Origin of the sequence: Dysgonomonas gadei ATCC BAA-286 (genome assembly GCF_000213555.1) — a bacterium.
In the GTDB taxonomy this organism is placed as follows: Bacteria; Bacteroidota; Bacteroidia; order Bacteroidales; family Dysgonomonadaceae; genus Dysgonomonas; species Dysgonomonas gadei.
Map to the genome: position 1 here is coordinate 70236 of NZ_GL891982.1, position 15215 is coordinate 85450.

General features: G+C 41.1%; 12 protein-coding genes. 2 read left to right on the forward strand and 10 right to left on the reverse strand.

The genetic code is table 11. The features are described 5' to 3' along the window. Positions 1-282 precede the first annotated feature (282 nt). The 4 genes from HMPREF9455_RS21355 to HMPREF9455_RS08740 form a co-directional block, all read right to left on the reverse strand. Complete coding sequence (locus HMPREF9455_RS21355) at positions 283-558, reverse strand: hypothetical protein (RefSeq protein WP_148401867.1); 276 nt, start codon at positions 556-558, stop codon at positions 283-285. 156 nt (positions 559-714) lie between these two features. Beyond that, positions 715-1710 (reverse strand): class II fructose-bisphosphate aldolase, encoded by a 996-nt coding sequence (locus tag HMPREF9455_RS08730; protein WP_006799288.1) that lies wholly within the window; start codon positions 1708-1710, stop codon positions 715-717. A 118-nt stretch (positions 1711-1828) separates the two neighbouring features. Next, positions 1829-2734, reverse strand: coding sequence for a sugar phosphate nucleotidyltransferase (locus tag HMPREF9455_RS08735; protein ID WP_006799289.1), 906 nt, complete (start codon positions 2732-2734; stop codon positions 1829-1831). Positions 2735-2828: 94 nt separating this feature from the next. Continuing rightward, entirely contained in the window at positions 2829-3701 is an 873-nt protein-coding gene (locus HMPREF9455_RS08740; RefSeq protein ID WP_006799290.1) for a hypothetical protein, read from the reverse strand. A 181-nt stretch (positions 3702-3882) separates the two neighbouring features. Here HMPREF9455_RS08740 and HMPREF9455_RS08745 point away from each other — a divergent pair, with 181 nt between their 5' ends. Together HMPREF9455_RS08745 and HMPREF9455_RS08750 are read left to right on the forward strand one after the other, a co-directional pair. Then, positions 3883-5145, forward strand: coding sequence for a putative DNA modification/repair radical SAM protein (locus HMPREF9455_RS08745; RefSeq protein ID WP_006799291.1), 1263 nt, complete (start codon positions 3883-3885; stop codon positions 5143-5145). Positions 5146-5190: 45 nt separating this feature from the next. Continuing rightward, positions 5191-5952: a TIGR03915 family putative DNA repair protein gene (locus tag HMPREF9455_RS08750; protein WP_006799292.1), complete on the forward strand. Its 762-nt coding sequence runs from the start codon at positions 5191-5193 to the stop codon at positions 5950-5952. A gap of 58 nt (positions 5953-6010) precedes the next feature. On the opposite strand, the gene HMPREF9455_RS08755 is transcribed toward HMPREF9455_RS08750, so the two are convergent. From HMPREF9455_RS08755 to HMPREF9455_RS21360, 6 genes are all read right to left on the reverse strand, one after another. Next, complete coding sequence (locus HMPREF9455_RS08755) at positions 6011-7339, reverse strand: TolC family protein (RefSeq protein ID WP_006799293.1); 1329 nt, start codon at positions 7337-7339, stop codon at positions 6011-6013. A gap of 21 nt (positions 7340-7360) precedes the next feature. After that, positions 7361-10420 (reverse strand): efflux RND transporter permease subunit, encoded by a 3060-nt coding sequence (locus tag HMPREF9455_RS08760; protein ID WP_006799294.1) that lies wholly within the window; start codon positions 10418-10420, stop codon positions 7361-7363. A gap of 87 nt (positions 10421-10507) precedes the next feature. Beyond that, entirely contained in the window at positions 10508-11611 is a 1104-nt protein-coding gene (locus tag HMPREF9455_RS08765) for an efflux RND transporter periplasmic adaptor subunit (RefSeq protein WP_006799295.1), read from the reverse strand. A gap of 483 nt (positions 11612-12094) precedes the next feature. Then, on the reverse strand, positions 12095-12955 hold the full coding sequence (locus HMPREF9455_RS08770; RefSeq protein ID WP_006799296.1) for a DUF6599 family protein: 861 nt from the start codon (positions 12953-12955) through the stop codon (positions 12095-12097). Positions 12956-12969: 14 nt separating this feature from the next. After that, positions 12970-14157, reverse strand: a complete 1188-nt coding sequence (locus HMPREF9455_RS08775; protein WP_006799297.1) for an aldo/keto reductase — start codon at positions 14155-14157, stop codon at positions 12970-12972. A gap of 503 nt (positions 14158-14660) precedes the next feature. After that, entirely contained in the window at positions 14661-14834 is a 174-nt protein-coding gene (locus HMPREF9455_RS21360) for a hypothetical protein (protein WP_157256596.1), read from the reverse strand. Positions 14835-15215: the final 381 nt, after the last annotated feature.

A 15215-nucleotide genomic window follows, 5' to 3' on the forward strand; every position in this document is an offset into this window, starting at 1 on the left:
TAATCATTTCAAAGAACCTTCAGCATATAATTCCTATGTATAGATAACCAAAAAGAAATATCATAAATCATTCTGCGGTTTATTATAGAGATTAAATAGTTGTATTTAAACGTTCTGTTTTTTCTAACGCGCCATCCGGCTTGTTTTTCATTTTGCGTTGATGCAAAACGAAACGAAAAATCAAGGCTGCATCCCTCCGGCGACCCAAAACCGCAGCTCCGGTGGGGCAAAATAATACGGAATCATCTTTAGCCGGACTATCAGCCGTGTATAGCAGCTACCCTATTTTGCCCTACACCTCCGCTTTACGGATTGGGTACCCCGCCTGCGGGACGAGTCCGTTACCGCAATGCGGCGACAAGACAGTGTATCTTCATGCTTTAGCCCTACGTGCGTCAGCCCTTGCGCATTAGTGACGCAGGCGGGGTACCCAATCCGTTGCAGACGGCGTAGAATCAAACGGGGCGATAGCCCGTGTGTTTGATTCAGACGGCAAAACGGTTTTGGGTCGCCAAGGAGCGAAGCGCTAGCCTTTTGCTTACTTTTGGGCAATGCCAAAATGAACGTTTAAGCGCAACGAAGTGGAGCTGAAAAAAATCCAACAATTTTATACGACAATAATAATCTCAGCTACAGATTGAAATGATTACTTATTATAACAAAAGAAGCTGCCCCACCGGGACAGCTTCTTTCTATTATCTAGGCTTATTAGTATTAAGCTTTTCCTGCACTACCAAGCACTGCTTCAATTTTATGCTTGTATAGTTTCTTCATGTTATCGCGAGCTGGTCCAAGATATTTACGAGGATCGAATTCGCCCGGTTTAGTAGCAAATACTTCACGTACCGCAGCAGTCATTGCAAGACGGCTGTCAGAGTCGATATTGATTTTGCACACTGCTGATTTTGCAGCTTTACGAAGTTGCTCTTCAGGAATACCGATTGCATCTTTTAGTGCGCCGCCGTATTTGTTAATAGTTTCAACTTCCTCCTGTGGTACAGAAGATGCTCCGTGAAGTACGATAGGGAATCCCGGAAGTTCTTTTTCACATCCTTCCAACACGTCGAAACGCAATGGAGGCGGAACAAGGTGACCGTTAGCATCTCTTGTACATTGTTCCGGAGTAAATTTGTTTGCTCCGTGAGAAGTACCGATAGAAATAGCCAAAGAATCACATCCTGTTTTTGTAACGAAATCCACTACTTCTTCAGGTTTTGTATAAGTGTGGTGTTCTGCAGACACTTCGTCTTCTACACCTGCCAATACACCTAGTTCACCTTCAACTGTCACATCGAACTGATGAGCATATTCCACTACTTTTTTAGTAAGAGCTACATTTTCATCATATGGAAGGTGAGAACCGTCGATCATCACAGAAGAGAATCCTGAATCGATACAGTCTTTACAAGTTTCGAAAGTATCGCCATGGTCTAAGTGAAGTACGATTTGCGGCTTTTCCCAACCTAAGCTTTTTGCATATTCTACAGCACCTTGAAGCATATAACGCAACAAGATAGGGTTTGCATATTGACGAGCACCTTTAGATGCCTGTACGATAACCGGTGACTTTGTTTCAGCAGCAGCCTGAACGATAGCCTGCAACTGCTCCATGTTGTTAACATTGAACGCAGGAATTGCATATCCGCCTTTTACTGCTTTAGCAAACATTTCTTTAGTGTTTACTAATCCCAAGTCTTTGTAACTTACCATTGTTTTTGAATTTTTTATTTATAATAATTATGAATAGAATAAATCCTTTAATCGTTACAAAAGTAACAAATTTATACGATATTAAGTGCCTAAAAAAGATAAAATAACCTAATCCGCATTATTTCCACAATGGGCTTGGATACTCTCCTTTTTCTACCAGCTTTTGTAATTTCTCCACTACTCCTGCCCTGTCTTCGGCATATGTAACACCAAACCATTTGGAAGGAGTATCCAAAACTTTCACATCGGCTGTTTTATTTATTATAAGGTGGTCTACCATCAATGGGATAAAGTATTCAGCCTTGTGATTACCTGCATTTTGTTCAAGGAATTTGACAAAATACTTTTCAGAATGCTCGAAATAATCAGGAGTAAATCCCCACATATTCATCGATACCGGAGCGTTTTCCGGAATCTCGAACCAGTAATTTTCAGCATCTTTATATTGTATCTTTCCATCTTTGCGTTCGATGTGCGTACGTTCAACCACGCTTTTCAGAAAATGATTGTCATCTGTTTCGCAAACACCTCTGGCTACTGCCCCGCTTTCAGACAATGTATTGCTCAAACGATAGCCTACCATACAATAATGGTTTTCGGTACCATTCATTTTATTTAGTTGCTCAGCCAGGATAGCGTAGCTCTCACGGCCGTAAAAGTCGTCGGCATTGATAACAGCAAATGGTTCTTTGATAACATCTTTCGCCATCATTACGGCATGATTTGTCCCCCATGGTTTTTGTCTGTCGGGATGCAGTTCAAATCCTTCTGGCAGATTATCCAGTTCCTGATAAACTACTTCTACCGGAATATGGTTTTCATATTTGGAAACGATTTTTTCACGGAAGTCCTTATCAAATGATTTACGGATAACAAAAACAACTTTTCCGAACCCTGCTCTAAGGGCGTCATAAATGGAATAGTCCATGATCGTTTCACCGTTAGGTCCAAGCCCGTCCATTTGTTTAAGACTGCCATAGCGGCTTCCCATACCGGCAGCTAGTACATACAAAGTAGGTTTCATAATAAATATTTTTCAGTTAAATTTTTGAAGCCACAAAGATAAACTTTTAAGGCTTAAATCTGATAAATTTCTACAATTATTGAACTTTCATCTATCAAAAAGGTAAATTTATAGCTTTCAACATCGTACTATCTTTTGCTGTCCATCTGTTATCGACGAGTATATAATCTATAGTAAAACGGAGTGTTTTTATTGCTTTCAAAACGCTTGTTGTAGTATCGACATCTACAATTTCTCCCTCTTCATACTTGTATTTAAATTTCACTCCGTCTAATGTTAATTCCATTTCAGTGGTGGTTAACCACAAATACGGAAAGTCACCAAAGCCGGATGACCATGTGTATTCAGCAATAGGATTCTCCGGCACTTTTTTCAGGTCTCTAAAAAGATGAATATCTGCAGCGCAATATCCGCTACCTGTACCACATGACCGAATATAATAGTATTCGCCAACTTTTTTGAACCCATCGAATTGTCCCTGCCAGCAACAATTATAATTGCCGGATGGAAATGTCTTTCGGTCAATCGTTTTATTTATTATATCTACCTGAAGTACCATATTATCAGGAAAAGAACATGCTTTGTTATCGACATACACCATATAGCGTCCCACATGTTTGTCCTTATAATACTTAGCCATTACTTCACTTTCTTTCACTTCATCCCAACGAGTAAAGTCAATGTACGATGATTCGGAACGTATAACACCGTTCCCTCCCGCAAGTTTAATTAATTCCAATGCGTCCAGCTTCTTCAAGTAGCCGCTTTCTCCTTTGAAAGTACCTGTCCATATATTCTTTTCTACCGGGTATACCCAGTTCGTATAATAAATAGAATCGTTCATGTATTTAGATATCGCACTATCCAATTGGCTTATAAACATATCATCCTCAGATACCGATTGCCCGCCTCTGGTACAAGATAAAAGGAATATACAAAGAAAAACTATATGGAATATATATCTCATATTGCTTTATATTTAGACAACCAGTTTTTTATAGATTTGAATATATAATGTTAAAATTTCAGGTTAAAAATACATATAATTCTCGACAATAATATAAGCCTGTTTACTTTTCAACATCATATCAAATTTTAATATTATTTGATACAAATCTGTCATCTTAAATGCTTTCCTTTGTAATAAGATGAATGATAATGTACTCGAAAAACTAAAAGTATTGGCAGAGTCAGCGAAGTACGATGTTTCCTGCTCTTCCAGTGGTACTGTCCGTAAAAACAAAGCGGGCGGGCTGGGAAATACTGTCGGCGGAATGGGTATTTGTCATAGTTTTACAGAAGATGGACGATGTGTTTCCCTGCTTAAAATCATGCTTACAAACTTTTGCATCTATGATTGTGCATACTGCATAAACCGCAGAACAAACGACATTCGCCGGGCAACGTTTACCGTACAGGAATTGGTGGAACTCACCATCGAATTCTACCGTCGCAATTACATAGAGGGGCTTTTCCTTAGTTCGGGTGTCATCAATAATCCCGACTATACAATGGAGCGTATGGTGCGGGTAGTCAAAGACCTGCGCACGGTATACCGCTTCAACGGGTACATACATATGAAAAGTATTCCCGGAGCGAGTCAGGAACTGATAAGTGAAGCCGGACTTTATGCAGATCGTATGAGTGTGAATCTGGAAATACCCACCGAAGCGAAACTGAAACTGCTGGCTCCCGAAAAAGATCACCGCAGCGTATATAAACCGATGCGCTATATACAAATAGGTATGCAGCAGAGTATCGAAGACCGTCGCAAATTCCGTTCTGCACCCCGTTTTGTTCCGGCAGGACAAAGCACACAGATGATTGTGGGTGCCACAAACGAAAAGGATAAGGACATTCTACGGGTATCGTCGATCCTCTATCAGCAAACGCAGATGCGGAGGGTTTATTATTCGGGGTTCATTCCGGTGAATAGTTATGACAACCGTTTACCTGCCCTGAAACAAGCTCCCTTGGTGAGAGAGAACCGTCTCTATCAGGCTGACTGGCTTATGCGGTTTTATCAATACCGTGCCGATGAAATTGTAGATGATGCTTATCCCGACCTCGACTTAGAAATCGATCCAAAACTGGCTTGGGCGCTCCGGCATCCCGAAGCATTCCCGATAGATATAAATAAGGCGGATTATGCAATGATCCTTCGTGTGCCGGGTATTGGCGTAAAGTCCGCGCAATTTATCGTGATGTCACGCAGGCATGGCCGGATAAATGCATCGCAACTGAAAAAGATAGGTGTGGTAATGAAGAAGGCGCAATATTTCATTACATGCAATGAGCTGCCAATGTACACTGTCAATGAAGCAACCCCGGAATATGTTCGCAAAATTCTTACAGAACCGAAGAAAAAGAAAATAGACGACAAACAGCTATCAATCCTTTTCCCCGATTAAGAGCCTGAATCCTTAATTATTCATTCTTAATTCCTTATTAAAACATTGCTTGTCTTTTTTTACGATAAAACATTTGAAGGTTTACTTACCGCAATCTTCGACGCTTATAGCCGGAAAACTTTTCCCGACAGACTATTAGGTGAAGGAGAGATTGCACCTATGTTTATGGAAGACAGTCATACCATAACCACTCAGGAAGATAAAGCTACCCGGGTATGGACTTCCCTTCAAAATAAACTAAGTAAAGGAGCGCAGAATATGGTGACATATGCATGGTTATCGGAAGAAGAAGGAAGTGACGAACTACTGTTCCGGTTTATCAGGAAATCATTTGACAGTAAAATATCTATCGAAACCAATTTTGGGGATGAGGATGTACTCAAACTGCACCAACTGGCCAGAAAGGTTTCCCATGAGGAATTATATATAAAACAATTCGTACGCTTTCAGAAAGCAGCCGATGATATTTTCTTCTCGGCTATATCACCCCGTCATAATGCACTGCCTCTGGCGATAGAACATTTCAGGGACCGTTTTTCGGACCAGAAATGGGTTATTTATGATCTAAAGCGCAGATATGGCTTTTACTACGATCTGCACACAGTAGTGGAAATGACTCTCGATAACGATGAACATCTGCTGAGCGGTAAATTAGATGAGAACCTGATGGCAGAAGACGAGAAGATGTTTCAGGAATTATGGAAAGGATACTTCAAATCGATGACAATAAAAGAGCGGATCAATCTGAAACTGCAACGTCAGCATATGCCAAAACGCTTTTGGAAATATCTGACCGAGAAACAATGATTCTCACATCCGTAAATCCAATTTCAAAGCGCTCAGGATATAGAATACTCCTTTAAAATCAATTATCAGCATCCATATACTTCAAAACCTGACCACTGATTTGCATCAGGGAAATTTCACACAGTTTTGTATTAAATTCAGCTTGCACGAGACGTTCTTCCGCTTCCAGTAAACTGTTTTGCGCCTCCCGGAGTTCTATACCCGACAGGTCACCAAGTTTATAGCGTTCTATCGCTATTTCGTGGTTTTCACGGGCAGTTTCCACATTCTCCTTTTCCAGATTGGTCAACTCTATATTGTTACGGTAAGCCATCCACATATTGGCCAGATCAGCTTTCAGCGACAGAGTGGTTTGTTCATATTCCAGTTGCCTGTTTTCTATTTCGATTTTGGCATTTCGTTGTTTTCTCTTACGGTTGAAACCACTGAATAAGTTAAGCCCTACTGTAAATCCATAATTAAGTCCCAATGTGCGCTGATTATCTATGGTTCCTGTATTGTAAATATTCTTTGTGATGCCATATCCTGCATTGAACTTCAGATATGGATAATTCTCACTCTGGACAGTCTTCAGATCCAATACACTTAGTTTCTTATTTTTGTCGGATAACAGCAAGAATGTATTGTTAGAAAGCATACCCTGCATTATATCGTTCTGGTCGAGAAACTCGTTGTATATAATAACCGAATCCTTAGTTTCTATCATCTGGTCTATCTTCTTCTGAGCCATCAGCTTATTCAGCAATACACGGGACGTGTACAGCACTTCATATTGCTTGATTAACTGTGAACTGTCACTGTTGAAGTCTACACGCGCCTGCTGCATATCCAGCCGTGAACCTGCTCCTATTTCATAACGGGCTTCTACTATCCGCAAGCGCTCTTTCGATAATTTCACTGCCGATTTCAGGTTTTTCAGGCGGATGGTTTGCTGTATATAATTATAATATTCGGAAGTAATATCTGCGATAAAGGTTTCGATAGTAAGCTGTGTATCCAGTTTACCCATTTGCTGCAACTCTTTCAGCCGGTTGTAATTTGTCTGTATATTAAATCCGTCAAAAATAGTCCAGTTAAGATTTATACCTGCATTGAGATTCTGATTATTCACGCCATTGTTTGTACTCGTCTCTCCCGACTCCAGTTTCTGCTTTACATTGTTCGATGTACCCGAGTAGCCGCTTGTAAGATCTACCGTAGGTAAATATCCGGCATTCCCGATAGTCATATTATTATCGGATACTTGCTCATTATTTCTCGATATACGAATGTCATAGTTATTCATTAATCCCTCCTGTATACACCTGCTCAGGTCATAAATATTTTGAGCTTGAGATACGGTAGGTAATATAAATAACAGTAATATAGCGAATAAATATTTTTTCATATAATATTGTGATATAATACATTAACCATTAACAGCAATCTTTGCGTCTTCTTTTTCTTTCTTCTTTCCTCTATCTGTCGAAATATACAAATACATGGCAGGTACAATAAATATTGTCAGCAAGGTAGATACCATCATCCCACCGATAACAGCCACTCCCATTGCCATACGTCCGTTTGCACCTTCAGCACTTGCAAATACAAGAGGCAACAGCCCCAGCACGGTACAGAAACTTGTCATAAGGATTGGACGCAGACGCTGTACTGACGCACCCTGTATGGCTTCAAGCTTACTCATTCCGGCTTCCTGCCGCTGGTTGGCAAATTCAACGATAAGAATACCATTTTTGGCTACCAGACCAATGAGCATGATAATCCCGATCTGGCTGAAAATATTCATCGAGATGTCTTTTATGTACATAAACAGCAACGCCCCTGCAATAGCCAACGGAACGGTAAGCATGATAACGAACGGATCTTTGAAACTTTCGAACTGCGCGGCCAAAATAAGGAATATAAGCAATATAGCCAGTACAAATGCAAACATCAGACTGGATGAGCTTTCCCTGAAATCTTTCGAGTCTCCGGCCAATGCTGTACGGAAAGTATCATCGAGTGTTTCTTTGGCTATGCGGTCCATTTCGTTGAGTCCGGCACCTATAGTCACACCCGGAGAGAGTCCGGCGGATATTGTAGCCGAGTTGAAGCGATTGTAACGATAAAGCTGCGGAGGAGCCACGCTTTCTTCCAATTTTACCAGATTACCTAACTGAATCATACTACCCGTAAGATTTTTAAGGTATATCGATTTCAAATCGACCGGTGTATTCCGTTGCTGACGGTTTATCTCACCTAGTATCTGGTATTGTTTTCCGTTCATGTAGAAATAGCCCATACGCTGCCCGCTGAGCGCATACTGGAGTGTTTGCCCGATATCTCTCGTGCTGACACCCAATACGGCGGCCTTATTGCGGTCGATGATTATCCGCGTTTCAGGCTTGGTGAATTTGAGGTTTACATCTGCCATTTGGAATAAGGGACTTTCCTGCACTTTCTGCATAAACAGCGGGATAAATTCCTCCAGTTTAGCAATATTAGGCGCCTGCAACACATATTGTATAGGCATACTGGAACGCCGTCCTCCGAATGTAGATTGCTGCTGAACAAAGGTACGGGCCCCCGTTTCCTTTCTTACAGCTTTGGAGAGTTCATCAGCTATTTGCATCTGGCTCCTGTCCCTTTCTTTAATACCGGATAAATTGAGGTTCACGTTACCTCCCCCAGTCCATACACGCATCGTATTTATGAGTCTTTCGGGAGCTACAGAATCGGCTATGACTGCTATTTTTTCGGTATAATTCCTCATATATTCATAAGTAGAACCTTCAGGCCCGCTGGTTCTGATTGTTATCTGTGAGCGGTCTTCCAACGGTGCCATTTCGGACGGGATAACCTTCATCAGATATACAATTGACACCAATGTAATGATAATAATAGGCCATATGATCACTTTTATGCTCAAAAACTTATGCAGGGCGTTATGATATCCGTTCATCAATCCGTTGAAAAACGGCTCGGTCTTTCTATAAAACCAATTAGGCTTTTCTTCTTTTTTCAACAATTTGGTAGAGAGCATCGGGGTAAATGTCAGGGCTACAAAGGCTGATATGAGCACGGCTCCGGCAATTACGAAGCTAAATTCGCGGAAAAGCCGCCCTGTCATTCCTTCAAGGAATACGATAGGAAAAAATACGGCTACTACGCTAATAGTAGTTGATATCACAGCAAAGAATATTTCTTTCGAGCCTTCTATCCCAGCCTCTTTAGGGGACATTCCTTCTTCTATTTTCAGATATATGTTCTCCGTGACCACAATGGCATCGTCGACCACCAGCCCCACAGCAAGTACCACAGCAAGCATGGATAGCACATTAATGGAGAATCCGGCTACATACATTACAAAAAACGCACCTACCAGCGATACGGGTATTACCACGCATGGCACAAGAGTTACACGCCAGTCGCGCAGGAAGAGAAAGATTATGATAACCACAAGAGCAAAGGCAATATATACGGTTTCTTCCACTTCGGCTATCGATGCGCGTATAAATTTAGTATTATCAAAAGCCACATCGATAAATACATCTTCAGGCAAGTCTTTTCTCAATTGTTCGAGACGTATCATTGCTTCGTCCGATATTTCTATCTGATTTGCACCCGGTTGAGGAATGATGACGGTACTTACGGCCGGTACCCCATTACGGCGCATGAGACTGCGCTGATCTTCCGTGCCCAGTTCGGCTGTACCTACATCTTTGAAACGTACCACATTAAAATTATCTTCTTTGATAATCATATTGTTAAATTCTTCCGGTGTCTGCATCAGACCTAATGTGCGGATAGTAAGCTCCAGGGCATCGCCCTCTATACTTCCCGAAGGCAGTTCCACGTTTTCACGATCAACGGCATTTTTTACATCCATAGGAGTAATACCATACGCGGCCATTTTTACAGGATCGAGCCAAAGACGCATCGAATAACGGTTTTGCCCCCATATTTCCACGGCACTCACATTTGGTATTGTCTGTAAACGTTCTTTTACTGTCAGTTCTGCTATTTCACTAAGTTCCAGCAAAGAACGTTTTTCACTCTGAATACTGATCTGAATAATCGGATTGGCGTCGGCATCTGCCTTCGATACAGTAGGCGGATCGCAATCACGGGGCAGATATCGCTGCGCACGTGATACTTTGTCTCGCACATCATTCGCTGCTGTCTCCAAATCCACCGAAAGTTCAAACTCCACCGTTATACGGCACGAGCCCTGACTACTACTACTGGTCAGTGACCTGATGCCAGGGATACCATTAATGTTCTGTTCAAGTGGTTCGGTTATCTGGTTCTCTATAATTTCAGCGTTTGCACCGGGATAGGTAACGTTAACCGAGATAATGGGATTGTCTATATTGGGATATTCACGTACGCCCAAATATGTATATCCAATCATACCCAACAGGAATATGACCAATACAAATACTGTTGCCAGCACCGGGCGTTTAATACTTATTTCGGATATTGTCATCAGTTATTGATTTCTGATTTCAGGATTTCCAATATCAAGATTTATTTAAATTATAAAATCTAAGAATTTGAAATCTTGAAATTATATTTAATTATTGTCCACAAAATTATCTATTGTCACAGGTAGTCCGTCTCTCAATTGCATCACTCCCGTAACAAGCAAAGTGTCGCCTACGCTCAAGCCATTGAGTACCTGAACCGAAGCTGCTGTCCGCATTCCTTTTTTCAATGTTACCTGATGAGCCTTTCCTTCTTTATATATATAGGCTATATCGCGCCCCATTTCTGCAATAGTGGATAAACTGGGAACAACGATGGTATTCTTTATTTCCTGTAGTCTTATTTCTATATTTGTAGATAAACCCGGTTTGAGGCGTCCGCCTACATTGGGATATAAAGCACGTGCTTTTAGTGTCAGTGTGACTTTGTCGAGATTCGACTCCACCGCATATACAGTGGCCCCGTATGTACTGAGGTCGTTGTCGAATGTAAAAGTGATGGGTGTGCCGGCTTTTATATTGTTTACATAGGCTTCACCCACCGAGAACTCGACTTTCAGCGGTGATATTTTGGTAAGGCGCGTCACAATCGTGGACGGAGAGGCATATGTACCTTCACTGACCAGACGTAAACCAACAATGCCATCGAATGGAGCACGGAGTTCGGTTTGTGCAATTCGTGATTCGGTAAGTTCGATATCAGCCATCAACTTATCCAGTTCCGTATTCACAGACTCATACGCTTCCTGGCTCACGGCATCTTTTGCCAACAGGGCTTTTTGACGGAACACACGGTCTTGTGCCAGAGGAACTTGCGCCTTCAGTTTTTTTAACTCGGCCTGTAGTGGTTTATCATTTACTTTAGCCAGTAATTGCCCTTTTCGCACATTGGATCCTTCATTGAAATGTATTTCCGTGATTTTTCCTGAAGTTTCAAACGACAAATCTACTTCTTCGTCAGGTATAAGCAAGCCCTTTTCCCGAATCGTTTCGGTGAGATTATCCGGCTTCAATATCATCGCGTTTACATTCAAAGTATTCCGTAGCCTGTTTCCACCCGGACTACTGTCTTGTATAGTAGGGCTTATTTCTTCTCCAGGCGATACGATTTCCTTTATTTTAGGATAAAATGCCATTCCGGCAATAAGTAGCACAATGACAACGACAAGTGCTATTTTCGTTTTTCTATTCATAGTAAATATTCAATTTCATCTGTCGTTTTTTTTCGCAATGTCATAATCAATGTAAATTTGCTTCTTCTCATTGCTTAATGAAAACGTTTTCTATTTCGGGCCTCTAAATTCTACTCTCGGAAAATGTGACGATAAGTAAATAAAAAGGTTTAATAGTGAAGCGTAATTTTAGTCTTTATTCACATTGGTAAACAAAAAATTACACAAAGGGTTTTCTCTGAAAAATATAAAAGCTCAATGAAGTTTTTCATTAAGCTTTTATTCTATGATTGTTAGAAGCTGTTTGAATTATACCGGAATAAATAAAAATAAACTTTTAACAACCTTTGCCAGCCTCTGTTTGGCCGTTTTAAGCATCTTTTTAACCTTTTTCTCTTGGTTTAGCCCGCTAAACCCGCGATAAAAATGCTAAAAATCTATCTTAAATCAGCTCAAAACAGGCAGGCAATATAACTCAAACAGCTTCTTAAATGTATTTCATATTTAAAGCGCTCCGGCTATTTTTCCCAGAATAATATCCACTCCGGCTATCTTATCTCCATTTTCGGAAAATACACCTATTATATACTGGCCTTTCCAGACAGCAGGTATATCGCCATTATAGCGATCTTTTATTATCAGATTTCCCTCAACAAAGTCTAAAGGCTGTTTTGTAAAGGTAAAATATTTATTCAAAATATCTTTTGCCCCGTCTGCCGACTTAGCATCGACAACAAACGCCTGAAATGTTTTGTTATCTATCTTGTATTTAGCCGTATAAACCATATTGAGAAAAGTATGACCTATATAATTAGCTGTGACATATGTTTCGGTATGCGGAATCATATCTTCTTTAGGAAAAGCGTTTACAACAGGTGGATAACCAACTGTAGCATCGATATTTCCGGCCAAATGTGCAGCTATCGCTCTCATCGTTTCCGAAACATTTTCCTGTGCACTGCTCCACATTTTCACATATATATTGCCTGCAAAAAAGAAAATACCTGAATCGTCCCCCTGTGCTTCTCCCCCGATAGGAAAAAATGTCAGTTCGGACGAACGTTCCGATGCATACATTCCGAATGCATCTTCCGGGCTCGCATGACGGTATGCCTGTATAGAGATATAGTCGTCACCTTTGGTGTATTCCATTTGTGTCATTTCCCTGAAATTATTCTCCAAATATAAAGGCGCCGCACCGTTGATGCGGTCGAACAGATTCTCAGGACTGAAAACTTCAACTTTATCCGAAATTGTCCAACCTTCAGTTGCTGGAAGCCACGCTTTCAACTCAGCAGGTGTCTGAGCCGAAAGGGAATATACCATACAGAAAAGGAAGACAATAATACACTTTAAGATTTTCATATATTATCTCGTAATTAAGTTAAGAATTCGTTGGGCACACGCATCACAGGTGTAATCGCCGCTATCTTTTGCGACACATTAAAACCCGATGGACAGTCTACAGCGCATGAGTTACAGCCGGAACAGACATTTTCTGCCAGATTTAGCTCTGTAAGCGTCTCCTTCGACAGTTGTGAATATTTATATCCGTAGGTGTACATATACGCACGCATAATGTCGGGGATAGGGAGATGTTCGGTACATTGAGCCACACATTTATTACATTGCTGGCAGAACATCATTTCCTTATCGCATAGGGCTGCCAGATATTCCTGTTCGCCCGATGTGAGTTCCGGACTTTGCGCAGCAGCAAGGCATTCATCGAACTCGTCATAATTGGAAAATCCGGGGATAGCCGTTGTTATGTGTTCGTTTTTCCATGCCCATTTCAGGCAAGCCTGAGCATTGATTTTTTTCTTGCCATCGGCATCCTCCACTCCACCTGTCATTGTTTTCATTGCCACTATACCGATACCGGCTTCGGCAGCACGTTTGACAGCGTCGTCCGTTTCTTTCAGGTTATTCAGCTTAAAATTATAACTGATGAGTAATACATCATATATTCCTGCCTTTATAGCTGCATCTATTAGTTCCGGTTTATGAGCGTGAGTGGAAAAACCTATAAAACGGGCTTTGCCTTCTTCTTTTATTTTACTGAGAGCTGCAATTATCCTCTCGTCCGAAACTTCTTCCACATCGCTGTAGGCATGTGCATAGAAGATATCCACATATTCCATTTTGAGGCGCTTGAGGCTTAGTTCCAGTTTAGTATTCAGGTCTTGCTCAAAATCAGGCTTCAATGGGTAGTCAATTTTAACTTTTGTCCCCAGAAAATAGCTTTCGCGCGGTTTACCTTCGAAGAAATTACCCAACATCTCTTCGTTACGCCCATTCTGATAACCATGTGCCGTATCGAAATGAAAAATACCCGAATTATAAGCAGCTCTCACTACATTCGGATTATCGGCACGCATAACTCCCATACTCAAAATAGGTAGTTTAACACCTGTACGCCCCAATGTACGCAAAGGTATTTCATTCATTTTTGCCTGTGTTGTCTTACTTAACGTAGACGCAGTAGTTCCGGGAACAATCAGGGCACCGGCACCCACTGTTGCCGAAAGCCGGAGGAAATCTCTTCTGTTAACACCTTTCTTTTCCATGTTTGTAGTTGAATATTTTAAGGTTTGAATATATGTGCCAGAATGTGTATCTTGTGATTAAATAGGTTATCGCAAATATAGCAATATTTTTTAAATCAAGACATTAGGGTATAATAAATATCAGGGTAAACCCGAAAATTATTTTTTTGAAAAAGTTTATCTATATAGTAAGCTATTAGCCTTTAGCTGTTAGCTTACAGCTCTTTGAAATATTGGAATAAGTGAAGAACGAAAAATTATACGAGATACAAGTTGTTAACTGATATATGTGTAACCTTTGTTACTTTTTGGAAAAACTGTAGGGGCGGTATATCTTGTAACAAAGTTGTCAGATGTGTCAGGTTTTAACTAAACATGGTTAATAAACGTAAACAATATAATAAATTACGAGTTTTGTCGCTTCGCACCGCTAACGACTAGAAGCTATCAGCTAATAGTTGAAATATCTGTTACTTTTGTTACCTTTTAACAAGTAAGTATTGCAAAATATTTATTGAAACATTTTAACGTTCGTTTTTTTCTAACGCGCCAGCCGGCTTGTATTTGGCTCCGCCGATTTCCGCTTCGCTCCAATTCATTTTGCCTTGATGCAAAACGAAACAAAAAATCAAGGCTGCATCCCTTCGGCGACCCAAAACCGCAGCTCCGGTGGGGCAAAATAATACGGAATCATCCATAGCCGGATTATCAGCCGTGTACAGCAGCTACCGTATTTTGCCCTACACCTCCGCTTTACGGATTGGGTACCCCGCCTGCGGAATGAGGCCGTTATCGCGATGCGGCGACAAGACAGTGTATCTTCATGCTTTAGCTCCACGTGCGTCAGCCCTCGCGCATTAGTGACGCAGGCGGGGTACCCAATCCGTTGCAGGCGGCGTAGAATCAAACGGGGCGATAGCCCGTGTGTTTGATTCAGACGGCAAAACGGTTTTGGGTCGCCGAGGAGCGGAGCGCTAGCCTTTTGGTTCGTTTTGGGCAATGCCAAAATGAACGTTTAAGCGAAACGAAGTGGAGCTGAAAAGAATAGAACATTAAAATCCAACTACTGATTCGCATTA